A 22,508-nucleotide genomic window follows, 5' to 3' on the forward strand; every position below is an offset into this window, starting at 1 on the left:
GGCTGAGCGGATCACAAGGCGTCGGCCGCCGGGGCGGGGCCGGCAACGGCGGAAAGGGTCGGGACGGCGCCGCGTGCGCGACGCCTGCCTGCTCGGCGTTCCCGACGGAGGGCTCTTCGGTAGGAGCGGAAGTCAATTTCGATCCCGTGGCGGTAGGTGGACACGTACGTCTTGCGATGGCGGCGCCACTCGCGCGCGATCGCCCGCGTCATGTCCGTCGGCGAGGGCAGGGCGACCGCGCCCTCGATCAGCTCGGCGATCCATTCCGCCTGCGGTTCGAGCAGCGGGAACGCCGCACCGGAGGGCTGCGCGAGCCCCATGAAGTAGAGCCCGGGGATGCGGGGCGGGACCGTGCGCAGATAGAGCTCCGTGCGGCCGTCCGATGCGGCGAACACGGAGGGTTCCAGAAAGGGGAAGGAGATCCTGTAGCCCGTGGCGTACACCACGGCGTCCACCGATTCACGGCTGCCGTCCCTGAAGACCGCTGTGTCCCGGTCGAAGGAACTGACGCCGGGCTTCGGTGTGACCGCGCCCCGGGCCAGCTGGGCGAGGAGTTCGTCGGAGGTGGAGGGGTGGCCGGCGAGCGGTCCGCGGACCGGTTCGGGGAGCCCGTAACGAGCCGGGGCACCACGGGTGAGCCGCAGGAGGAGCCGCAATGCCGGATCCTTGAGGAACCGCGGGAGATCGGACAGCGGGCTCCACGCCAGATGGTCCGCCGGACGGCCGAGCAGCGTCTTGGGGAACAGATGGGCCGCGTCGCGCGCCGAGAGGAACGTCCGCGCCGCCGTACGCGAGATCTCCGCCGCGATTTCGCACGCGGAGTTGCCCATGCCGATCACCAGCACCCGCCGACCGGCGTACGGGTCAGGAGTGCGGTAGTCGTGCGAGTGGATCGCGGTCCCCCCGAATTCCTCGGCGCCGGGCACGGCGGGGGCCGGGAGGCGCGGATCCCAGTGGTGCCCGTTGGCCACCACCACCTCGGTGTAGCGCCGCGTCTCCTCGGCCACGCCGCCACGGCGCCGGCAGACCACCTCCCAGCCGCCGTCGTCCAGGGGCCGCACCGAGGTGACCCTCGTGCCGAACACGATGTGGCGGTGCAGGCCGAACGACGCGGCGTAGTCCTCCAGATAGGCCAGGACCATGCTGTGGTGCGGAAAGACCGGGTAGGTCTCCGGCATGGCCAGGGAGGAGAAGGACATGCTCTCCTTCGAGATGTTCGCGTGCAGGGACGCGTACACGCCCGACATGCCGTTGTCGTTGCCGTACTGCCAGAGTCCGCCGATGCCCGACCCGGCCTCGAAGCAGTCGAACGGAACGTTCCGCGAGGCAAGAACCTTGCTCGCGGCCAGGCCGGACGGGCCGGCGCCGATCACGCATGTTCTCCGCATGACTGACCGATCCTTCCTCGTGTGTGCGTGACGTCTCCGGCATCCACGTGAACGGGACCGCCAGAGGGGCACGGCGACGGTGTCAGGACGGGCGGACCTGGACGCCCGGGCCCGGTACCTGACCCGCGGACCGGGGCGGAATCCGGGCGGACCTGCCGCCCTCCCAGTCCTGGCCACGCTAGCCGCCCCGGTCGCCCCGAAACCTGTTTCCGCCGGCAAAGCCGCCGCACGTGTGACGCGGTGTGCGCCGGATTGACGCCGTGGAACGGAACCGCTCCTGGCGCCGTTTCCGTTGCGCTGCCTGCTCGTTGGACACGGGCGGACCCGTTCCGCCGCCCATCGGAAGACGCGTACCGCTTCCGTGGCCATCCGGAAGACCTGGCACGACGGAGCAGCGCGATGGACGTCACAGATGTGCACCACTCCTACCGGCAGCACGCCGTTCTACGGGGCGTCGACCTCCGGCTGCGGCCCGGGATCCTCGCCGGGATCGTCGGGGAGAACGGCGCCGGCAAGACGACGCTGCTGCGGATCCTCGCCGGTGAACTCAGGCCGGACCGGGGCTCGGTGCACCACAGCGGCAGGTTCGGCTACTGCCCGCAGTCCGTGGTCCTGGACGACTCCTTCACCGTCCGCCAGCACCTGGACTTCTTCCGGCACGCCTTCGGGCTGGCGGACCTGCGGCGAGCCGAGGAAGTGATGGAGACCCTGGCCTTCACCGAGTACCTCGACCAGCGCGCGGGTCTGCTCAGCGGGGGCTCACGGCAGAAGCTGAACCTGACCCTCGCGCTCATGCACGACCCGGACGTGCTGCTGCTTGACGAGCCCTACCAGGGCTTCGACTGGGAGACGTACCTGCGCTTCTGGGAGTTGGCGACAAGGCTGCGCGACGCCGGACGCTCGGTGCTGGTCGTCTCGCACCTGGCGTACGACATCGAGCGGCTGGACCAGCTGTGGCGCCTGGGGGACGGGCGCCTGAACCGCCAGGACCGGTGCTCGGAGGCGGCGGCATGAGGCGGCACTGGTCCCTGTTCACCACGGCCTCCCGGTACGCGCTGATCGGTCACGCCCGCAACCGGTTCGCGATGCTGCTGGTGGTGCTGTACATCCCCGTGTGGATCGCCCTGGCCTACGTGACCATTCCCGACCGACCGGCGCCGTTCCGGCTGCGGGCCACGGGCGAGATCCTGACCCCGCCCGGCAATCACCTCACCCAGATCACCGGCGCGCTGAACGCGGTCACCCTGATCGCCGGGTTCATGATGTTCGCCGCCACCTTCACGGGCGGTGCCTTCGACCGGCGCCTGGCCATGGCGGGGTACCCGCGCCACCACCTGGTCCTCGCCAAACTCTCCGCGCTCACCCTGGTCTGTGCCGCCGCCGCGGCATACGCCACGGCCGCCGCCGGCTTCGCCTGGTCCCCCCGACAGCCCCTCATGCTCGCTGCCGCGCTGTTCTGCGCCGCCCTGACCTACGGCGCGCTCGGAGTGGTCTTCGGCTCGGTGCTCCGCCGTGAGGTGGAGGGCATGTTCGCCATCCTGATGATCAGCATCATCGACGTCGCCCTGCAGAACCCCCTGTCGAGCTCCGGGTCGGACAGCGCCGTCGTGCGCTTCCTGCCGTCGTACGGAGCCGTGCAGGCCAGCATGTCCGCGGCCTTCTCCACCGCGCCGGTGGCCCAGGGCCTCGCGATCCAGTTGCTCTGGCTCCTGGGGGCGGCGCTGGCCGGGTTCATGGTCTTCCGCCGCCGTACCCGCGACGCACTCCCACCGGAACGGAAGCGACGCACCCCGGACCACTCCGGGCCCGGCGTGAACGCGGGCGCGCCCGAGCACACGCAGGAGCCCGGCGCAGCCGCACAGCGCGTACGACCCACCTGACCGACGGGCCACGCCGACTGGTCTGACAGCCGCCGTGACCTGCGGGAGCCGGAGATCGTTCTGCAACCGGGCGTTGATTCGTCGCCTGACCACCATATTCTTCACGCAAGGAGCACCATCCCCATGACCCTTTCGCGTACCGTCCGGAGCACGGTCCTCACCGCGGCTCTCCTGTCCGCCTCCGCCCTGGCCTTCCCCGCCTCCGCACAGGCGGCTCCGCTGCCGCCCGCGTGTCAGGAGGCGCTGCTCACAACCCTCGACAAGTTCCCCGTCGCGGACTTCACGGTCCCCGACAAGGTCCAGAGCGCCATGCTGAACGAGGTCGGGAACCTGAGCGAGGCCGACCAGCAGGCCTTCACCGAGAAGGGGTGCGCGGCCTGGAACAACTGGGCCACCAAGAACGGCCAAGCGGTGGCCACGGACCTGGACACCCGCTACCGGAACGCCGCCGGACCCGCGTGCAACAAGTTCACCACCTCCGCCATCGGGACGATCAAGAAGTACGCCCCGAACATCCCCGCCGAGACACGGGAGTTGGAGAAGGTGGCCAAGAAGGTCTGGCAGAACGCCATGCAGAAGCTCGCCGTGGAGGCCACCAACGCCGACTGCCGTAAGGCCTACAACGGGGTAAAGGCCGGCTGGTAGCGAGCCCCGTCGGATGACGCCCCCGTCCGCCGTCTGACGTTTCATTCTGTCGCCTGGCGTTTCCGTCCGTCGTCCGACCCGACGGCCTCGGTCGGCCACATCGACTCCGTAGCTGCGCGCAAGGGTGTCGAGGCCGTGGTCGTAGCCCTGGTCGACGGTACGGAAGCTCCGGACGAGACCGCGCCTGTGGGATTCGCGGTGTTGTTTCCGCACCTGGGCGAGGGCCGGCGCCGTCTGTTGACGGGGGCCGGGGCCCGGATCCCGGGACAGGGCGGGAGCCGGGCTGTCGCGCAGGCGGCCGAAGCCGGCGAGACCACCGTCCGCAAGGGCGTCGACGAGTGGGAAGCGGGGGCGGACCCGCTGGGTCGGGTCCGCCGCCCCAGCGGCGGGCGCAAGAAAGCCCCCGAGGCGGATACGGGGCTGCGACCTGAACTGTTGGCGCTGGTCGAGCCGGCTCCAGCCGCCCGCCGACGACCGGCAGTGTCGTGTGTGGCGGCGAGGGTCGGCAGGATGTGTTGCGGGCGTGGCCCGGGGAGTCGTGGCGGTGCTGCCGGCGGGCGTCGGCGGGGAGCATCCGAAACCGTCAACGACCGCACCATGACTTACGAGTACGACACGCTCGGACGCCGCACCGGCCGCACCACCTCCAGCGGTGCGATCAGCACCTGGGCCGGAGCGTCGTCAGTGGACGACGTCGAAGACCTGCTTCTGCAGGCCGTTGCTGTAGACCTCGTGCTCGACCGGCTTCAGCTTCTGGGTGTCCTTGTCCGTGGTGCTGAACAGGCGCTTGCCGGCGCCGAGCAGCAGCGGGTAGACGAGCAGGTGGTAGCGGTCGATCAGGCCCGCGTCCGAGAGGCTGTGGTTCAGCAGGGCGCTGCCGTGGACGATGATCGGGCCGCCGTCGGTCACCTTGAGGGCGGCGACCTCGTCGAGGGAGCGCAGGATGGTGGTCTCGCCCCAGTTGGAGACCAGTTTGTCCTCGGTGAGGGTGGTGGAGACGACGTACTTCGGCATCGTCTTGTAGTGCGCGAACTCCACCATGTCCGGCCATACCGGGCTGAACGCCTCGTAGCTGACCCGGCCCATCAGGATCGCGGTGGACTCCTGCTGTTCCCGCTCCTTGATCTCGAACGCCTCGGGGACGAACTCGACCTCCTTGAAGGTCCATCCGGAGTTGCGGTAGCCGGGTTCGCCGCCCGGCGCCTCCACGACGCCGTCGAGTGAGATGAAGGCCGTGCTGATCACAGTGCGCATGAGCAGTTTTCCTCGGTTCTTGGATGTGCGTCGGTGTCTTGGATGTGTGGTGTGAATGCTAGGTGCGCGCTGGGGCCGCGTTCACGGAACAGGTGCCCCGAGGGTGAGGTGCCGGTGTCCGTAGCGGAGAGCGGCTGGGCCGGCGGTTCCGGGGGCGATGCGGATCCGGCTGCCCGACGGTGCGGCCGTGCTCCCGGGTGAGTCGGGGTCAGGCGAGGAGGCCGGTCAGCCACTGCTGCCAGGCGGCCTCGGCGCCTTCCGACCTGTTGCGCGGGCTGTTCGCCCGAGGGCGCCAGGGCGAAGACGGGGACGCCGGTGCGTCCCGGGAAGTGGGCCAGGTACTCGCGGAGCGTGTGGAGGTGGAAGGGCCAGCCGCGGCGCAGCGCGTCGTACTCGTCCTGCCAGTCGTCGCCGAGCACGCCGCTCTGGACGATGCGGAGCACGGTGCTGCCGCCGCCGCGCCCCTCGATCAGGTACTCGAAGGCCATGAAGCGGCCGTCCTCGGCGGTGGCCGTGCGGGTGGCGAAGCGTTTGCCGGGTTCGTAGGCGGTGACCACCGACTCCTCCCGGTTGCCCCCGGTGTCCCTGGCGGCTGTGCCGCCCTCGCGCGGCTCCACCTCGTTGCGCCCCATGAACCAGGAGTCGATCCCCGGTCCGGTGGCGATTGCCTCCCAGACCTGTTCGGGGTCGGCCGGCAGGGTCGTCTCCTGCTCGATCTCGAAGGGGTGCGTCATTGCGAAGTCTCCTGTCGTGCTTCGGATTCGTGTCCTTGTGTCCCCCTGGTTCTCTGCTGTGGTTCGGCCTGGCTCCCCGGAGCGCCGGAGGGCGCGGCGGGGATCTGGTGGAGCCCGACGATCACCCGGTGGCTGCGGCCCCCGGGGGCGGACTTGTCGTGGTAGCGGTTGACGAGGGCCGTCACGGCCTGGGCCGGCTCGTCGGCGAAGGCCGTCCGGTCGGCTGCGGAGGCGAACCGTACCTCCGCGTCGACACCGAAGGCGGCGACACGTTGCCGGACCCGGGAGGCGCCGGTCAGCAGAGCGCCGACCTCCTGCACCAGCCGGGCCCCCAGCGCCAGCAGCCAGCGGGCGGAGAGCTGGTCCGGGGACCGGGAGGGGTCCGGGCTGACGGCGGCCAGGGCGCTGACCCGCCAGGGTCTCCCTCCGCAAGGAACCGTAGCGACTGCGCCTCCCGCCGCCGCTGCATCGAAGGGGAGGGCCGGACAGTCCAGCCCTCCCCCTGTGTGTACCGGGAGTTACTCGGTGACCTCGTGGTCGTGGCCCTCGTGCAGGCCACCGCCGCTGCCCGCCGAACCCTCGGTGTTCTGCGGCGCCACCGGCTTGCTCAGAAGGCTGGTGTCCCAGGCGTACTGGCCCACCGCGTTGGCGATGACGTCGACGTTGACGTCGAACGCCTTCATGTTGATGTTCTTCAGAGTGTCGCAAGCGGCGTGGTAGCAGGCGTCGTACGCGACACCGGCCTTACCGCCGTACACCTTTGCCTGCTCGGCCGTCTTGATGCCCTCGGCGCCGGTGAAGGTACCGCCCGAGGGGATGCCGACCTCGATGAACGGCCCGTAGTCCGACCGGCCGGTGAAGTCGGTGCCCTCGTGCGGGATGCCCCGGCTGTCCAGGTAGCCGGTGATCTGCCGCTCCAGCTGCGCCGAGCCCTCCGGGCCGGGGCCGGCACCGACCTGGTCGGAGTCGTCGCCGTCGTAGACGAACTGGGCGTAGTTCGGCGAGGCGATCATGTCGAAGTTCAGGTACAGCTTGACCTTCGCAAGGTCCGCCGCCGAGAGGCTGTTGACGTACGCCTCCGAGCCCAGCAGGCCGAACTCCTCAGCCGACCACCAGGCGAAGCGCACCTTGTTCTTGACGTTCTCGTGGGCGAGGTTCAGGGCCACGTCGAGGATGCCGGCGGAGCCGGAGCCGTTGTCGTTGATGCCCGGGCCGGCCGCCACCGAGTCCAGGTGGGCGCCGAACATCACCACGTTGTCGGCGTCGCCGCCCTTGGTCTCGGCGATCACGTTGTAGGTGTGCCGGGTCTCCGCGGAGGTGCGGATCTCCAGGTTGACGGTCACTGCGCCGGCGGCGGCCTTGGCCGCGAGCGCCTCGCCGTCCGCCTGGGTGATGCCGCCGGCCGGGATCTTGGCGACGGACGGGTCTCCCAGGGTGCCGTTGAGCGCGCCCTCGGTGTTGTTGTAGATGATCGCGCCGACCGCGCCTGCACCGGCGGCGGTCTCCTGCTTCTGCGCAAAGGCGCAGCCGCCGCGCTTGATCAGCGCGACCTTGCCGGTGAGCGTCCCGGGGGCGTAGTCCTCCGGCTCGCAGCCGGTGGTGTCGTCGACCGGCACCACCGCGACCGGGGCGGTGATACCGCCGACCGGGCTGCTGGCGGAGTACGTCATGGCGATCACCGGGACGTCCTGCTGCTGCGGCGACACCACCCGCAGGCTCTGCGCCAGCGTCTGGGTGAACGGGTAGTCGAACTCGTTCCGGGTCACCGAGTACCCGGCCTTCCGCAGCAGGCCTTCGACGTACTCGGCCGACTGACGGTGCCCCTCCGACCCGGCCACCCGGGTGTTCCCGTTCTTGTCAGCGATCCGCTGGAACTGCTTCAGATGCTCGTAGGCATCCTCGGCGTTGCTCTTCTTGACGAGCTTCTTCGCGAGCTTGGCAGCCTCCTTGGCAGGGTCGCTGTGGGCGGAGGCGGTGCCCGATCCGATCAGCAGCAGCGGCGCTATGAGCCCTGCGACGGATACGGCGGCTACCGTGGTGCGGCGGTTCCGAGCGTTCAAAACGCTTCCTTCCGGCGGTCCATGAGAAATAGGAGTAATGGCCGAAAACGGGCCGAACGACGTACGGCGGTAACTCCGGGGCAAGCAGGGACGGCCGGATCGCTCCGCCCCCTGCCACCGGCAAGGAGAAAGGTATCTGCTCAGTAAACGCTTGGTAATGGGTTGACGGGAATCTTCGGCGCCGGCGCTGCCCGTGTGTGGGTGCCGAGTGCACCGATCCGCCGCTGACCCAACCGAAGTTGGCTGGAAGTCACCGGTGCTGACTGGAGTCCAGGGCATGTCGAAGGTGGATGTCGGCCGCTACTGGAGCGACGTGGTGTCGCGGCTCCCGACGCGCCGTCAGTGGCGGGGCTGCGGGCGCTGCACGCCGCGCATGTGGTCCGGGTGCCGTACGAGACGCTGGAGATCCATCTGGGGCGGGCGACCACGGGGGATCCCGAGGAGTCGGTGGCACGGATCCTCCGGGGGCGCGGCGGCTATTCGTGAGCCAGTCCGGTCGCGGGCTGCGCTTCAGAGGAAGGCAGCGGGAGGTGGAGGCGAAGAAGAGGACGACCACGAGGCCGGTCAGTGTAAGAACCACGATCACGAATCCTGTTGAACCCTCGTTCGACCGCCAAGCTCCGAGATCGAAAAGACAACAGCCCCACAGGACGCAGCGCTCGGCGACATCGATGATGCTCTCGCCTCAGAGGAGCTAACAGAAGGATTCGCGCGGAGCCATGTCTCTTTCTGGGACGGCTTGTTGGGCATGTCATGGGGAAGGATGGCTCGGTGGATCGGCTTCTCTGTCCGTGCGAGGTATTTCTCGACTTTGATCGGCCAGTGGGTGACGTCGAATCTGGCGGGGACGTTCCAGGTGGTTTTTGGCATTTTTCCGAGCAGCCTCAGCGGCGGCCTCAGCTCTCGCGAGCCCTTCCAGCAGCTCCTGGGCCTGGTGCGCAAGCACGACGCCGTGGTTGACGCCGTCGAAACGTCCCCCTTCCAGTGCGAACGCGCTGCCCCCGGTACGGCCAGCCTCCGATGAACACCCCGGATGCCCATGTCGCCCGGGTGGCACGAAGGTTGGCCGACGGCGCACGCGAACAGCACAGCGCCGACAGCTCCGGTCCGTGACGGGAGACGCTATCCGGCAGGATGGGCAGGATGGGCAGGATGGGCAGGGAGCGCACGAGACATCAGCGCTCAGCGTGGCCCTGGAGTCTCGCCAACCCTGCTGGTCAGGACGTGATATCCAGGTGCCGTAGCCGCTCGTGGGCGGACCGCGAGAGCGACCGGCGTCGTCGACGCACCCGGGTATGGCCGAGGAGGTCCCATGCGCCGCTATCCGCCAACTGCTGTGCATCCGGCCCATCAGCAGGGACCAATGTGGTGAGGGGACGCAGCCCGCGTGCAAGGCGCGATTGGGGTGTCGAGACTTCGGTTCTCTACTTCTGGGTCCGGGCCATGACCCGGTGTTGCAGATCCTCGATCTGGGTCAAGATGTCCCGGGCCTCCTCGACGTCCGCCGAGTCCACCGCGCCCGTTCCGCGGTTCGACGGCAGGTGGTTCCGGTGGGCGAGGAGGCGCAGGATGTCGGCGTGGTGCTGGTGGATGACGTCCAGGAGGGATGAGGCGCAGCGCTCGGTCTCGTCGTCGGGGCCCACGGCCACGCGGATGCCGAACGTGGTGGGGCGGCCCGCGCGTAATTCGTCCAGGTGGTAGCAGATGACCCGGCCTCCGTGGACCGCGTCGAGGTCCAGGGGCAGAGCGAGAGGGACGAGGCAGGGCTCGCGGACGAAGACCTTGTGCTCGATCCGGTCCAGGGTGTCCGGTTCCGGTGGAGGGCCGCCCTGGGACAGGGGAATGGTCAATTGCCAGGGCTGGTTGGTGAAGTCCATCGTCAGGTCCAGTGTGTACGGCCCTGTCTCGGCGAAGAGGAAGAATTCCTTGGGGAATTCCGTTCCGTAGCACTCGCGGATCACCTCGCGGGGACCGAGCCCCGCCTCGTACATCGCTCCCGCCAGACGGGCCATGGAGGCGTAGTCCCCGCGAGTCGCCTTCTCGCGCGCCCGGATCACCGCGTCCCCGGTCACTGCGGGCCTCCTTGGTTCGGCCTCGAATCTTTCGTGATCTGGTCGAGCAGGGAGTGTAGTGGGTGGAGGTGCTGGCGGGATCCGGCTGGCACCCTACGGGTGGGCGGATTCATCCGCCCGCACCGCGACGACGAAGTCCAGGCCGCGGTCGGCCAGGGCCTGCCGGAATGCGTTGTTCTGGCCGTACCCGGCATCCGCGGCAATCACCTGCGGGGCAAGGCCCCAGTCGATCGCCTCGTCGATCAGGTCCAGGGCCAGCCGCCACTTCTCCCGGTGCCCCACTTCCTCAGGGATACCGGCCCTGGACCGACGCGCGGTGGGCGTTGCGGATAATTGAGAACCCTCAGGTCAGGGCTCATCTCAGTTCACCCCAGGAACGCCTCCCACGGGGTTCGGGAACACTCACGCCATCGCCGCAGGTCAGCGTAGATACACCGGACGACTACCCGTTGGCCTCGTCACACCTCAGCACTGACGCGAGAAACCCTCACCTGCGCACGACGCTGTGTCCCCTAAAGCGGCAATTTTGCGAACGCTCGCTGGGTGCGCGTGAGGTTCTCCCCGGCGTGTGGGAGGTGCTGATCAGCTGGTCAGGGCGGGTTGACGGGTGTTCAGGTTCGTTCGGTCGTTGCCTGGTCGGCGTCGTGCTTCTCTTCGAACTCGACCGGGCTGAGGAAGCCGAGGCGTTTCTGGATGCGCCGGGAGTTGTAGAAGCCGTCGATGTACTCGAGGAGTGCGAGGTTCGCCTCGGCCCGCGTCGCGAAAACGCGGCCGCGCACGCACTCGGTCTTGATCAGCATCCACAGGTTCTCCGCGAGGGCGTTATCGTACGAGTCCCCAACGGAACCCATCGATGCCGCAACTTCCGCTCGCAGCAGGCGTGTTGTCAGCTTGATGGATGTGCTCGGTTTCTTCCCGACTTGTGGGACGGGGCTGCTGTCCGGCAGCCCCACCGCGACGGTGAGGGGCGGCAGCGTGACACACCGCAGTGCCGGTTCGAACAGCCCGGCCACGTACCCGTCGGCTCCGCCGACGAGGACCGCTGGCTGCTGGTGGCCGTGGCGGGCGTACTGTCTTCGTGGCGATGCTCGACATGAACATCGTCAACGTGGCCCTGGCAAACATCGCCGACGGCCTGCACGTGTCCGCCGCGACCGCTCAGTGGGTCGTGCTGGGCCACCAACTGCCGTCGGTGCCCGGCTGTTGCCCGTCGGACGGTGGGTGGACGGTGTCGGGCTGCGCCCCGCCGTGCTGGCCGCGACCACCGGCTTCGGCCTGTGTAGCGCCCTGGCCGCCGTCGCGCCCTTGGCGGCCTGGCTGATCACCGCCCGCCTCGCGCAAGCTCGCCCTGCCGCGCGAGACCCGCACCACCCGCACTCGCTCCTGCCGGACTCCACCGACTGGGACCGGTGCTCCCCAGGACGTCAGCGGATCGCGCGGCGTCGAGGAGCGAGAGAGACGGAGGATTGCCCCGCGAGTGGGCTCCAGCGTGCGGACCGTTCCCCGATCTGTGCCCCATGTCTCTGCCCCATGGCGGCTCCCGTCTGAAACCATGGTTCGCCTCCCACCGCGCGACCGCCTGCGGGTCGTCTGTCCCGGTTGGCGTCCGAGGGCCATACGGGTAATCGAGTGCCGCCGTTCGACGTATGCAGCGGTCGGGTCCGATGCGGCTGTTGTCCGACTGGGACACCTTCCTTGGGGGCGTACCGGGGGATACGCCCCGGCCCGAGGAGGAACCCGGTGTTGTGCGGGTTCCGGACCGCTTGCCCGTTGTTCACCCGAGTGGTTGAAGGAAGGACTCTCGACGTGCCTGATCCCGTCGTCCTCATCACGGGCGCGCTTACCGGTATCGGCCGCGCCACCGCCTTGGCTTACGCCCGTCAAGGCGCGAGCCTTGTGGTCTCCGGCCGCCAGGAGGACGTGGGTGGGCAGTTTGCCAGGGAGCTGGCCGACCTCGGCGCCCCGGCCGAGTTCGTGCGTGCCGATGTCCGCTTCGACGCTGATGTGAAGGACCTCGTCGATCGTGCGGTGGCGCGGTTCGGGCGGATCGATGTCGCCTTCAACAACGCCGGCACCGAGGGAACCCCCGGCCCGGTCGCCGAGGTGACCGATGAGGCTTACCAGGCCACCTTCGATACCAACGTCAAGGGAACACTGCTGTGCCTGAAGCATGAGTTCCGGGTCATGAGGGAACAGGGCGGCGGCAGCATCGTCAACGTCAGCTCCAACTTCGGCCTGATGGGTTATCCCGGGGCAGCCTTGTACGTCGGGAGCAAGCATGCCGTCGTCGGCATCACCAAGGCGGCCGCTCTCGAAGGCACCGCTCACGGTATCCGGGTCAACGCGGTCGCGCCCGGCTACACCCGGACCGCTATGTACGAGCGGTTCACCGGCGACGACACGGCTCGTGCCGCGGTCGATTCGGTGCTGCCCATGCACCGGGCGGGCACCCCGGAGGAGATCGCCGAGGCCGTCCAGTTCCTGGGTTCGGACAAGGCGAGCTACGTCACCGGGCACATCCTCCTTGTCGACGGCGGCCTCATGGCGGGCGGGCCCCTGTTCCCGAGCTCGTGAACCGCGAGGTCGCTGGTCGAGTCACCGCTCGGACTGGAGCATCACCACGGATACCCCGCCAAGGTTTATCGTTCCAGCTCAGAAGGCCCTTCGTGCTTCCGCCCCGCTTCCGGCCTCATCCCGACCGAAACGGCGAGGTTAGACGCAATACCGGTAACTTAGGGCGTTGTTGTCCGCTTGACCCGTTTGGGTTTGGTGGCATTGACGATGGTGATGACTGGGGCGCGTGGGCGGTCTGCAACGTGGTGGGCTGCGCGTTTGAGGGGCCAGCTGGCGATTTTGCGTTTGATGACGCGGGGGTTGGATCGGCGGCGTCGTGGTGGCAGGAGGCGTTCGAGGAGTTCAGCGTGGGTGGCTTTGATTGCGCGGGTAAGTCTGCCGGGGGGAAAACGCCGCCTGGTCGGTGACCTGGCGGCGCACGACGCGCAGTGAGCGGGTGAAGGAGATCCGGTCGGGATCGTGATCGCCTTGTCGTGCGGCCTGGTGCATCAGGTGTCGGATGGCGTGGTGGACGAGCAGGAAGCCGAAGAGTTCCTGCTCGGCTCCATCAGGGTGCTGTGAACGCAGCACCAGGCGTGGCCCACCAAGGTGGGTCTTGATTTCGTCGAGGGTGGACTCGAACTCCCATCGCTGGGCGTAGAGGGCGGCCAGTTCCGCGGCTGGGGCCTTGCCCGGGTCGAGGATCGTGGTGAGGAGGCGATAGACACCCTCGTGGCCGGCGATGGTGTACTCCACCGCGCGTACCGGCACCCCGCGACGGGTGTGGTGGATGTCGCTCCGGTCGAAGATCTCCGTGAGGTAGGAGCCGTCCGGCAGTTGCTCGACCACGGGCAGCACCAGGTCTTTGCGGACTCGCCACAGCAGGTCCGCCCCAGTGGCGGCGGCTGTACGCCACAGGTCCACGCCGTAGAAGCCACGGTCGGCCAGCAGCATCATCCCCGGCCGCAGGGACGGCAGGACCGCACGGGCCAGAGTCTGCTCTCCGGTGCGCAGAGCACCGATCGCAGCGTCGAAGACGGCATGGGTGCCGCACTCCACCAGACCGACCATGCGCAACTGCGGGCAGCCGACGTTCTGTTCACCCCGACCGGAGCGCGGCGGACGGCCGAACACCTCCACGTTCGCCTTCGTGTCAGGCAGGTCGAATGTGGTGCCGTCGATCGCGGTCAGCCGCCAGTCCCGGTAGAAAGCACCCTGAGTGTCCGGTGTGGCGACCGGACGGCACACCCGCGCGAACAGCTGCCGCAGCGGCGCCACACCCAACCGGGACCTGGCTTTCCAGATCGCAGCCGTGCTCGGCACCGCCCACGACGCACGCCAACACCGCGCACCCCGCAAACCCGTGGTCAGCAGCCGGGCGACCTCCTCATAGCTCTGCCCCGAGAACAGGCACATCGCCAACACGAAGTAGACCACCAGCCGGGCCGGCAACAGCCGGTTCCGCTGCTGTATCCGGCCCGTATCCGCCAACACCTCGTCCACAAGCTCCGGAGGAAAAGCCTGTGTCAACACCCCGACCGCGACCCGGTCCGACAGACGCTCACCAGATGACTTCAGCTGTCCCGCTCTTGGCATACCAACAACAACGACCGCAATGCCCCTAGGCACTGTTTCTCGGATCTCCTGACGTGAGTGGGGTGTTGGGGCAGGCTGGCTGTATGGGCCGTGGGGATCTGACGAATGCGGAGTGGGATCGGCTGGAGCCGTTCTTACCTCGTGGTGGTGCACGTGGGGCGGTGGAGTGATCACCGGCGAGTGATCAACGGGGTGCTGTACCGGGTGCGGACGGGTGTGCAGTGGCGGGATCTGCCGGAGCGGTTCGGGCCGTGGGAGACGGTCTATAAACGTCATCGCCGCTGGTCAGCGGATGGGACGTGGGAGATGCTGCTGTCGAAGGTCCAGGCCGCCGAGGACGCCGCGGGCCGGATCGACTGGGACGTGTCGGTGGACTCAACAGCGGTGCGGGCTCACCAGCATGCCGCCGGCGCGAGGAAAGCGCCCCCGGCCGCGGTTCCTCAAAAGGGGGCCGCCCGGGGGACGAATCAGGTCAATCCGGTACTTCGGAAACTGGCCGTCCGGCTGGAGGAGGTGGTCAGATCGGCGAGTGTCTGGGACGTTCCCGCGGCGGCTTCACCACCAAGATCCATCTCGCCGCCGAAGGGCGATGCCGGCCTCTCGCCTTCGTCCTGACACCCGGACACTACGGTGACGGCCCCCAGTTCGAGCGGGTGCTGAAGCAGGTTTCCGTGCCTCGCACCGGAGTCGGCCGACCTCGTACCCGGCCCGACCGTGTCCTGGCGGACAAGGCCTACACATCCCGGAGGAACCGCCGCTACCTGCGACGACGCGGAATCCCACACACCATCCCTGAACGCCTCGACCAGCAGAAACACCGCAAGAACCGAGGGTCCCGAGGCGGCCGGCCCACCGGTTTCGACAGCGAGCGCTACAAGAAACGCAACACGGTCGAGCGCACCATCAACCGCCTCAAAGGCTTCCGCGCCGTCGCTACCCGCTATGAGAAGCGCGCCTACATCTACCTCGGCACCGTCACACTCGCAGCCCTCGCCATCTGGCTCCGAACATGATCCGAGAAACAGTGCCTAAGTTACCGGTATTGAGGTTAGACGTGAAGCGCTAAAAGTGAAGCTGACCGCCGGTAGCTTCCGAGGGCCCGGCTGCCACGAGAACAACGGGCAGGGCTTCTGGACTTCATGTCCCCAGGCTTGCCTGACCTCGCCCGAACCGGCGGCCACCGCCCAAGTACAGGGTGTCACTGGGCAGCGTGTCGCTCACCGCGATGTTGTCGGTCCGGTCGGGGCTGCCGTAGGCCGTCGGGAGAGGCGTCTCGCGCGCTGCTCACAGGCCGGGGGCCTGGAAGCCGTTCAGGAACCAGAAGGCGGCGGCGTACCAGATCAGGGCGATCGCGGTGACGAGGGTGCCTCCAGCCAGAGGGAGTGCCCAGCCGGGCCAGTGGCGGTGGCGGACCACGATGACCTTGGCGACGAAGGCCCCGTAGAGGAAGCAGCCGGTGAGCGAGTGCAGCGCCAGGCGGGTGTCGGTCAGCTGGACGCCGTAGGTGGTGATGCAGTGCCGAGCGATGGGGAGGGAGAGGAGGAAGGCGGTCAGACCGATGAGGCGGTGCGTCGTGTTGACCCGGTGTGGTGCGGTTCGCAGTGCGGGCAGGCGGCCGTACATCCAGAGGGCGAGAAGTAGCTGAATCAGCGCCAGGCCCAGCAGTGCGGAGCCGAGTTGGGCTTTGAGTAGTCTGGCGTCGTCGCCGCGCTGTCCGAAGAGGCTGTTCTCGTAGGCGGGGGTGTGTACCCGGCCGTACCAGTACAGGCCGACCGTGACCGCCACGGGCAGGAGCATCCACAGGACGCCGTAGAGCCGTCGGTGGTTGGCAGGGTGAGCGAGGCCGTCCACGTGATCAGCCGCCCCCGCTCTCGATTTTGCCGCCCTGGAGCTGGACGGCAGACCACGTGGTGCCGAGCGCGGCCCTGGGAGTGCCGGTGGTGCGGACCGACGGCCCGGAGACAAAGCGAGGATCGGTGCGGGCGGATGCGACCGCCGCCGGTGCGGGCTGCGGGCTCACGCCGATCGTCGTCCTTTTGCCGCCGGAGCAACCGTTGTGCACCGTGGCACGCATGGCGTCAGCGGCGACCGAGGCGGTCGCGAGGCGAGGGTTTCTCAACGGGTTCTCCAGGCGTTGCGGGCCGATCTCGCCAGTACGTCCGAAGAGTTCCTGCCGGGCCCAGTCGGCGCGCCAGCAGGTACGCGAATGGAGGAGAGCGGTTGGGCCGGACGGCCGATGAGAGCGACACGCCGACCCAGGTGAAGGAGGGGCCGTGTTCGTAGAGTCATAGGTGCCCGGGTCTTCGGACCGCCTACGGCATCGGTTGGGACGACGAGGGCGAGCGTGCGGACATTGCCGAAGTGCGGCTCCTTCGCAGGTGCACGACGGCGATCGGAGCGCGTTGTGCGGGCTGGAGCCCGCAGTGGAGATGGCCCTCGCGCGTGGCGATGCGCAGTCATCAAGGCTGCAAGAAACATGAATTGAGGTGAGATTTCGCTATATGGCGACCAGGCGGATCTGCGTTGAGTGACATCTTTCATGTGTCGTCACCTGGAAACTGGGACGTGCCCAGTTTTGACAGGGTGGGGAGGCAGCCGCCTTCGAGGCGGGCCCTCGGCGCGGACGATCGGGCACCTTCAGGTGCGCCGCCGGACGCCCCTGCCGACGTGGCCATGCTCGTCGCCCGCAGCCTGGTGACCGGCGCGCAGGCCGTCGCGAGCCATACCTGCCCCGCGCGCCGACCCGGCCTCAGCCGCGACGGCTGCGCGCCCAAGCACTCGTAGGTCGCTGGTCTCGCATGTCCATGCATCGTCGCCGATGGATTCCCTGCGATGATGTGTTCCCTTACCTGGCTCGAGGGTTCGGAGTCATGGTCTGTGGAACGACGGGTCGTGCTGCTCGCCGAGTACGGCCTGCCCGATGGTCGCCAGGACGTGGTCGTCGTTGTCATGGAGCTCGTAGAAGGTCAGGTCGCGCAGGATCCGCTCCACGGGGCTCGGGCGGATCAGGCTGCGGGCACCGCACGCGCGGATGACGTGGTGCACTGTCTCTTCCGCCAAATGCTCGATCACATGCCAGGCCCTGCTGCCGGCGATCCGTGCCTCCTCGACCCTGCCTTCGTCCCACAGACCGGCGACGTAGCGCAACCAGAGGCGGGCGGTGTCGATGTTGACCGCCATGCTGCCCACCCGCCGCTGCACATGGGGATCACCGCCCTTGCCCTGCCGCATCAGATACCCGAGCCCGTATTCGTGCGCGGCCAGGGCGCCGCCGAGGAAGCTGGCTGCGTAGTGCGGGATGAAAGCGGTCTGCCAGTGCCCTTCGAAGTAGCCGCCGGGGCGGCCGATGAGATGCTCGTGCGGTACGAAGGTGTCGTGGAACCGCACCACATGGCTGACCGTCGCGCGCATGCCGATCGGGTCCCACCACGAACCGTCCACAGTCACAGTCGGGTCGGACAGGTCGCAGGCGAGCAGCAGGAGCCTTCCGTGGGCCTCTCGGCTGTGCCGGGCTCCGCCGGGGCCGGCCGGATCGACGAGCAGGATCGCCCACTGGGCTCCGGTGGCGCTGGTGGCGAACGCCTTGCTGCCGCGAAGGGTCCAGCCGCTGCGGACGGGTGTCAGCATGGTGCCGAAGCGACCGATCTCGCCCGGCTTGGGGGCCTGGGGTTCGCCGCTCCAGGCGGCCCATTTCTCTCCGTGTTCGACCACGCCGGTGAACCAGTGTCGCTTCTGCTCCGGGCCGGCCAGGGCGTCGATGAGGACGAGTGCGTTGGCGTGCCCCTCCCAGCAGCGGGCCAGTGACAGATCAGCCTTGGCCAGCGTGGTGGTCATCTCCCACAGGGGCAGGGTGTTGCGCTGCTGGGGCCCGTAGCCCAGGCCGCCGTGCTCCCGCGGCACAGGGGCGGCCAGGAACCCGCCGGAGAACAGATCGTCGAAGTCCTCGGCGGGGAAGGCGGCCCTGCGGTCGTATTCCTCGGCGCGGGGGGCGAAGTTGTCTGCGGCCAGCTTCGCCACGGCGTCGAGAACGATCCGGTCGCCCCCGGCCACCGGATCGCGTGCCGGACCGTGGCCCAGGTCACCGGTCATAGGAGGACGGCTCCTTCCGAACGGTAGAAGTGGGCGCGGTACATCACGTTCGGTATCTGCGGATCGATGGTATGGACGGTATGGACATCGATGGTCAGCAGGCCGCGGTTGAGGTAGCCGCAGAGGATGACCTGGCGGGAGCCGAGCAGACCTTCGGCGAGGAAGGCCACGGCCTCGGGGGCGTCCATGTCATCGGCCAGAGGGACGGCGGGCAGGGTGGCGCCGGTGACGGGCGTTGCGGTCGGTACGAGCGCCTCTTGTGACGGGTCCGGGTTGCCGCGCTCGGTGATCCGCAGCATGAGCCGGCTGCCGTCGACCGTGGCATCGACCAGGTGGATACCCGTGGCGGTGGTGTCGAAGTTGACCCAGCCACCGGCCAGCGGCGCCGGATCGACCGTCCGTGCCGTCATGCCCGCCCATCCGCCCTGTGGAAGAACGAGCGGGCCCAGTGGTCGGCCCCCCCGCTGCCATCGCTGAAGATGCTGCTCGTGGTGGCCACCAGGATGCCCGTCTTGTGGTAGGTGCACAGGACAGTGCGCAGCGAGCCGAAGTTGTAGATCGCCGAGAATGACCAGGCGGCCGATGGGGTTCCTGGCGCGGTGTACACAACCGCCGACACCTCACCCCAGTCGCGCGGCTGCGGGCTGCCGGTGCCGAAAGCCCTGACGAACAGGCCCTTCTCGTGCCACGTCACGCTCAGCCGTAGGGCGCCCTTCGAACTGCCCTGGTCGGTGTTGACCCAGTCGCCCAGCAGCGCCGAGACGTCGGGGGTGTCCGGCGGCCGCGGTGCGGCCGGTCCGGCGGGGGAGGCCGAACGGGTCGTCATGGTGCCTCTCCGCTCGTGGGTTGCATCGGGGACTGCGCCGGGGGCGATTCCCCCGGCTCGGGGAGGTCGTGGATGTCGGCGCGCTCGACCTGGCTGAAGCGGAGGGAGCGCAGTGGTAGCGCATCAGGGAACGGATGGCCTGTCAACAGCTGGAATTGTTCGCTCACTTCGACGAGCAGGACGTCCCAGCCGTCGATGCCGATCAGTCCGCGGGCGCGGGTGGCGCTCATGAGCGCGGTCGGAGGATCGCGGTAGACCATTTCCAACACCGCCGCGTCCGGGTCGACGGCGGCAACCGGAAACGGTTGCCTTTCCGCCAGGGGCGTGGCATGGACGAGCACAGCGTGTCCTGCCGGGGAGAACCGGGAGAGCGGCACGTAGGGAGCCCCGAGGCGCGAGGAGGCTTCCCGGCCGCGTGCATGCCCCCGGTTGACGAGGGTCACCCGGGCTCCGGCCTGGAGCAGGGCCAGCGCGACGGCCTGCCCGGTGCTGCCGCAACCGATGACGGCGGCCCTGCGGCCGCTGGGATCGACCCCGGCCCGGGCAAGGATGTGCAGGGCAGCGGCGGTGTCGGTGGTGGCCGCCCGCCAGCGCCCGGCGTCGAGCCACAGAACGTTGGCCGCGCCGCACCGCAGCGCCTGCGGGCCGACGATGTCGGCTACTTCGACCGCGCTCTGCTTGTGGGGAGCGGTCACGGTCAGCCCGCGTAGCGGCAGCCCGACCAGCGCCCCGAAGCCGTTGGCCCAGTGCCAGAAGCGGGGGAACGTGTCCACCTGGAAGGGCAGGTAGAGCGCGGGCAGCTGCAGCTTCCGCAATGCCGCATTGTGCAGCCGGGGTGACAGTGAGCGTCCCGCGGCATGGCCGGCAATGCCGAGCAGGGCGCTGAGCGGTGGCAGAGCGGGCAGTCCGTAGTCAGTCAGGAGTTGGCCCACGCTCGGCATTCCGTCCGCCCCCGGGGCACCGGCCCGGCCGAAGGCGAGGGGCGCGCCCAGCCACGGCGCCAGCACCCGGGTCCAGGTGCCGGCCGGACCGGACGCGAACGCCGTCACGTCGGAGCGCCCGAGCCCGGTGAGCAGCAGCGGCGAGGCCGAACCGTACTGGGTTCCCGACTGCGGCACGAGGAGGTACAGCAGCGCAGGTGTGGTGGCCATCGCGGCGAACCGCTCCCGCAGCTCCGCGGATGCCTCCAGCACGCCGGTCCCGCGGTCGGCGCTCCGCTCGGGGCGTGCGGGTTCGGGCTGGTGCCAGGAGACGCGCCGCTGCCGGGCGGGGATGCCCGCCAGCAGTTCTGGGACCAGGTCGTCCACGGCCTCCAGATCGACCACGTCATAGTGGTCCGCCGCGCGGAGGAGCCGGGTGCGGCGTTCGACCGGGCCGGCAGCCGAGCGACCGCCGTGGCGCGGGGAGCGCAGGCTGTAGGTCACTGGCCCGGTGAAGTGTCGGCGCAGCCGGTGCGGATCGGGGTCGCCGACCAGGTCGGCACGCACCTCCAGCGCGTCGGCCACCCCTGCGAGGCCGTGCAGGCGAGGGGCGGTGAGATCCTCAGGTTGGGCGACCACTGCGACTATGTGAGCCCGCCGCGTGACGGCGGCGTCGCAGCCATTCGTCAACCGCTCCATTGGACGTACTCCTCCAGAGGGGCCCGCGGCAGGACGAACCGATTGACAGCCGGGATGCACACGATGGAACGGTCAGAGCCGATGCCCAGCCGCAGGCGCAGGACATCCGTGTAGCCGGCGGTCGGCGGCCCGTAGAAGCGCAGGTTGTCGCGGAAGTGGGCCCGTGCGGCGGCGTCCGCGGCGGCGTCCCCCTTGGCCGGCAGCGCTCCCGACCTGGCGGCGCGGGCACGGTGTTCGACGACGTCGTCCAGCGACGGCGGCCGGTTGGCGTGATCAGGCGTGGGCCGATCACCGCGGTCGAACGCCTCGCACAGGACGTCCACCAACGCCTCCGAGATGCTGCCGATCACCGCGATCACCTGCCACATCCGGGTGTTGCGGCTCGACGGTGCGCCGCAAGGAGGTCGGAGCGAAGGAGTTCGCCCAGGCGGACGCGGACGGACCGCTGGATGTGCCGGGCGCACCGGCCGTACACCTCCGGGGACTGCCCCTCCGGATTGGGAATGTCACAGCGCGGATCCAGGCACAGGGTGCGGCCCTCGGCCTCGGGTGCCATGGCGATCACCCCATGGCGATGGGCCCGGGTCATGCAGTAGATGACGGAGCTGTCCCGGCAGAGCTCAGGGGTGACCGGGCGTGCTCGGTGAAGCCGGGGATTCCCCCGGCCCGGCACTCGGTCCAGTCCGAGCTCAGCGAGCGCGGACCTGGCGTCGGGAGCCATCGGGGCCCCGGGCCGCGTCGTCGCAACACCCGCGCTGGAGAACCGGAAGGCGTACGCGACTCCCGCCTCCGCGGCCTGGGCCCACGCGATGACCTCGGCCATGGGCGAACGGGAGGTGTTCCCGCCGCAGACGAAGAGCACGCGGCACACCGCCCTGGTGGCGCGTACCCGCCACCAGGTGACGGCCGACGGGTAGGACAGCGCCGCCGCCGCGCCGACGCCGAAGACGAGCGCGAGGAGCTGAGCGTTCCCCGGAGCTTGGAGCCCGGCCGCCCACGCCAGCGAGAAGGAGGCGGCCAGACCGGACATCAGGCTGGCGAACGCCCAGGCCGGCACGCCCCAGGTGTACACGCGCCGGTCGAGGTAGATCAGCGAAGCGAAGACGAACAGCACCTCGTACGCCACGCCTATGCCCGCCGCCGCCAACGCGACAGGGGTACCGAGGAATGTGGTGAAGCCCGCACGCAACTGCCCTTGCCCGGCCAGTGCCCCTGCCGCCAGCAGCAGAGCCAGCCAAACCGGTGCGGCGACATGCTCCTCCACGAAGAAGCGGCGGTCTGTTGCGAGGACCCCGGACTTGGCCACCCGGCTCATGATTTCGAACCGGCCCATGTAGCCGACGAGATAGATCAGGACGCTCAGCACGGCAGCCAGCGTGAGGTGGTAGCTGTTCACATCACCGAGTGCCACTGAAACCGCGATCAGGCTGAGGCACAACCCCACCCAGGAAGATGTCGTCACCCGCCGTTTGCGCGCCTTGTCGACCAACGGGGAAACAACCAGAACTCCCCCGCGCATCAACAACAGCATGAAGAGGATCGAGACGCCGGAAAAGGTGTAGTTCATCGTGGTGGTGCCGATTATAAGTGAAGCGAAGAGGCCGGATGCCAACGTTTCCCGACCCGCCACTGGAATCCGACGCCCCCCGATCCCACCCCGCCGCATATGCCGCCACCAACCCGACAGGGCTACGAACACAGGCATCACCACGAGCTGTCCGAGGACGGCTGCGGGCAGCAACTCAAAGCCGTTGACCGGCTTCCCCGACAGCGGAGTCACTCCGCTGGCCAG

Annotated in this window: 20 protein-coding genes and 4 pseudogenes; 7 read left to right on the forward strand and 17 right to left on the reverse strand. The window is 68.9% G+C overall.

The annotated features are described in order from the left end of the window. Nucleotides 1-11: 11 nt before the first annotated feature. On the reverse strand, nucleotides 12-1,388 hold the full coding sequence (locus tag ACFVV1_RS36700) for a flavin-containing monooxygenase (RefSeq protein ID WP_389998764.1): 1,377 nt from the start codon (nucleotides 1,386-1,388) through the stop codon (nucleotides 12-14). A gap of 399 nt (nucleotides 1,389-1,787) precedes the next feature. Between ACFVV1_RS36700 and ACFVV1_RS36705 the strand changes: the two genes are divergently transcribed. The 4 genes and pseudogenes from ACFVV1_RS36705 to ACFVV1_RS36720 form a co-directional block, all read left to right on the forward strand. Continuing rightward, the gene (locus tag ACFVV1_RS36705) at nucleotides 1,788-2,402 is read left to right on the forward strand and encodes an ABC transporter ATP-binding protein (RefSeq protein ID WP_389998767.1); all 615 of its coding nucleotides are present in this window, start codon (nucleotides 1,788-1,790) and stop codon (nucleotides 2,400-2,402) included. Continuing rightward, nucleotides 2,399-3,268 (forward strand): ABC transporter permease, encoded by an 870-nt coding sequence (locus ACFVV1_RS36710; protein WP_389998769.1) that lies wholly within the window; start codon nucleotides 2,399-2,401, stop codon nucleotides 3,266-3,268. Before ACFVV1_RS36705 ends, ACFVV1_RS36710 begins: the two co-directional genes overlap by 4 nt. 123 nt (nucleotides 3,269-3,391) lie before the next feature. Further along, the gene (locus ACFVV1_RS36715; protein WP_389998772.1) at nucleotides 3,392-3,913 is read left to right on the forward strand and encodes a hypothetical protein; all 522 of its coding nucleotides are present in this window, start codon (nucleotides 3,392-3,394) and stop codon (nucleotides 3,911-3,913) included. A gap of 186 nt (nucleotides 3,914-4,099) precedes the next feature. Next, nucleotides 4,100-4,366, forward strand: a pseudogene (locus ACFVV1_RS36720) (ISAzo13 family transposase); the annotation flags it as partial. Nucleotides 4,367-4,594: 228 nt separating this feature from the next. On the opposite strand, the gene ACFVV1_RS36725 reads toward ACFVV1_RS36720, so the two are convergent. The 4 genes and pseudogenes from ACFVV1_RS36725 to ACFVV1_RS36740 all read right to left on the reverse strand — a co-directional run bounded on the left by ACFVV1_RS36725 (nucleotide 4,595) and on the right by ACFVV1_RS36740 (nucleotide 7,961). After that, complete coding sequence (locus tag ACFVV1_RS36725; RefSeq protein WP_389998775.1) at nucleotides 4,595-5,167, reverse strand: dihydrofolate reductase family protein; 573 nt, start codon at nucleotides 5,165-5,167, stop codon at nucleotides 4,595-4,597. After that, nucleotides 5,155-5,901, reverse strand: coding sequence for an SRPBCC domain-containing protein (locus ACFVV1_RS36730; protein WP_389998778.1), 747 nt, complete (start codon nucleotides 5,899-5,901; stop codon nucleotides 5,155-5,157). Before ACFVV1_RS36730 ends, ACFVV1_RS36725 begins: the two co-directional genes overlap by 13 nt. Beyond that, nucleotides 5,898-6,308, reverse strand: a pseudogene (locus ACFVV1_RS36735) (ArsR family transcriptional regulator); the annotation flags it as partial. The pseudogene ACFVV1_RS36735 and the gene ACFVV1_RS36730, both read right to left, overlap by 4 nt. A 111-nt stretch (nucleotides 6,309-6,419) precedes the next feature. Then, the gene (locus tag ACFVV1_RS36740) at nucleotides 6,420-7,961 is read right to left on the reverse strand and encodes a M28 family metallopeptidase (protein WP_389998781.1); all 1,542 of its coding nucleotides are present in this window, start codon (nucleotides 7,959-7,961) and stop codon (nucleotides 6,420-6,422) included. A gap of 342 nt (nucleotides 7,962-8,303) precedes the next feature. Here ACFVV1_RS36740 and ACFVV1_RS36745 point away from each other — a divergent pair, with 342 nt between their 5' ends. Further along, complete coding sequence (locus ACFVV1_RS36745) at nucleotides 8,304-8,447, forward strand: arylamine N-acetyltransferase (RefSeq protein WP_389998784.1); 144 nt, start codon at nucleotides 8,304-8,306, stop codon at nucleotides 8,445-8,447. Between the two features lie 938 nt (nucleotides 8,448-9,385). On the opposite strand, the gene ACFVV1_RS36750 is transcribed toward ACFVV1_RS36745, so the two are convergent. The 3 genes and pseudogenes from ACFVV1_RS36750 to ACFVV1_RS36760 form a co-directional block, all read right to left on the reverse strand. Beyond that, the gene (locus ACFVV1_RS36750) at nucleotides 9,386-10,033 is read right to left on the reverse strand and encodes a hypothetical protein (RefSeq protein WP_389998787.1); all 648 of its coding nucleotides are present in this window, start codon (nucleotides 10,031-10,033) and stop codon (nucleotides 9,386-9,388) included. Nucleotides 10,034-10,129: 96 nt separating this feature from the next. After that, nucleotides 10,130-10,345: pseudogene (locus tag ACFVV1_RS36755) on the reverse strand (transposase); the annotation flags it as partial. Between the two features lie 299 nt (nucleotides 10,346-10,644). Next, nucleotides 10,645-11,046, reverse strand: coding sequence for a transposase (locus ACFVV1_RS36760; protein WP_389998790.1), 402 nt, complete (start codon nucleotides 11,044-11,046; stop codon nucleotides 10,645-10,647). A gap of 793 nt (nucleotides 11,047-11,839) precedes the next feature. Between ACFVV1_RS36760 and ACFVV1_RS36765 the strand changes: the two genes are divergently transcribed. Next, on the forward strand, nucleotides 11,840-12,607 hold the full coding sequence (locus tag ACFVV1_RS36765) for an SDR family NAD(P)-dependent oxidoreductase (protein ID WP_389998793.1): 768 nt from the start codon (nucleotides 11,840-11,842) through the stop codon (nucleotides 12,605-12,607). A gap of 342 nt (nucleotides 12,608-12,949) precedes the next feature. Here ACFVV1_RS36765 and ACFVV1_RS36770 read toward each other — a convergent pair whose 3' ends face one another. Next, nucleotides 12,950-14,182 (reverse strand): IS4 family transposase, encoded by a 1,233-nt coding sequence (locus tag ACFVV1_RS36770; protein ID WP_389998796.1) that lies wholly within the window; start codon nucleotides 14,180-14,182, stop codon nucleotides 12,950-12,952. Between the two features lie 83 nt (nucleotides 14,183-14,265). Between ACFVV1_RS36770 and ACFVV1_RS36775 the strand changes: the two are divergent. Next, nucleotides 14,266-15,192: pseudogene (locus ACFVV1_RS36775) on the forward strand (IS5 family transposase); the annotation flags it as partial. Nucleotides 15,193-15,466: 274 nt separating this feature from the next. Here ACFVV1_RS36775 and ACFVV1_RS36780 read toward each other — a convergent pair. The 8 genes from ACFVV1_RS36780 to ACFVV1_RS36815 form a co-directional block, all read right to left on the reverse strand. Next, nucleotides 15,467-16,033, reverse strand: coding sequence for a DUF6529 family protein (locus tag ACFVV1_RS36780; RefSeq protein ID WP_389998798.1), 567 nt, complete (start codon nucleotides 16,031-16,033; stop codon nucleotides 15,467-15,469). A 4-nt stretch (nucleotides 16,034-16,037) separates the two neighbouring features. Further along, nucleotides 16,038-16,301 carry a hypothetical protein gene (locus tag ACFVV1_RS36785; protein ID WP_389998801.1) on the reverse strand — a complete coding sequence of 88 codons (264 nt, stop codon included), beginning with the start codon at nucleotides 16,299-16,301 and terminating at the stop codon, nucleotides 16,038-16,040. A gap of 749 nt (nucleotides 16,302-17,050) precedes the next feature. Continuing rightward, nucleotides 17,051-18,271: an acyl-CoA dehydrogenase family protein gene (locus ACFVV1_RS36790; RefSeq protein ID WP_389998804.1), complete on the reverse strand. Its 1,221-nt coding sequence runs from the start codon at nucleotides 18,269-18,271 to the stop codon at nucleotides 17,051-17,053. Further along, on the reverse strand, nucleotides 18,268-18,681 hold the full coding sequence (locus ACFVV1_RS36795) for a hypothetical protein (protein ID WP_389998807.1): 414 nt from the start codon (nucleotides 18,679-18,681) through the stop codon (nucleotides 18,268-18,270). Before ACFVV1_RS36795 ends, ACFVV1_RS36790 begins: the two co-directional genes overlap by 4 nt. Beyond that, nucleotides 18,678-19,097 carry a hypothetical protein gene (locus tag ACFVV1_RS36800; RefSeq protein ID WP_389998810.1) on the reverse strand — a complete coding sequence of 140 codons (420 nt, stop codon included), beginning with the start codon at nucleotides 19,095-19,097 and terminating at the stop codon, nucleotides 18,678-18,680. Before ACFVV1_RS36800 ends, ACFVV1_RS36795 begins: the two co-directional genes overlap by 4 nt. After that, nucleotides 19,094-20,656, reverse strand: coding sequence for a hypothetical protein (locus ACFVV1_RS36805; RefSeq protein WP_389998813.1), 1,563 nt, complete (start codon nucleotides 20,654-20,656; stop codon nucleotides 19,094-19,096). The genes ACFVV1_RS36800 and ACFVV1_RS36805 overlap by 4 nt, the downstream gene beginning before the upstream one ends. Before the next feature lie 47 nt (nucleotides 20,657-20,703). Further along, the gene (locus ACFVV1_RS36810) at nucleotides 20,704-21,066 is read right to left on the reverse strand and encodes a hypothetical protein (protein ID WP_389998816.1); all 363 of its coding nucleotides are present in this window, start codon (nucleotides 21,064-21,066) and stop codon (nucleotides 20,704-20,706) included. 5 nt (nucleotides 21,067-21,071) lie between these two features. After that, nucleotides 21,072-22,283, reverse strand: a complete 1,212-nt coding sequence (locus ACFVV1_RS36815; protein WP_389998819.1) for a hypothetical protein — start codon at nucleotides 22,281-22,283, stop codon at nucleotides 21,072-21,074. Nucleotides 22,284-22,508 lie beyond the last annotated feature (225 nt).

It is taken from the genome of Streptomyces sp. NPDC058092, assembly GCF_042884935.1.
Classification (GTDB): domain Bacteria; phylum Actinomycetota; class Actinomycetes; order Streptomycetales; family Streptomycetaceae; genus Streptomyces.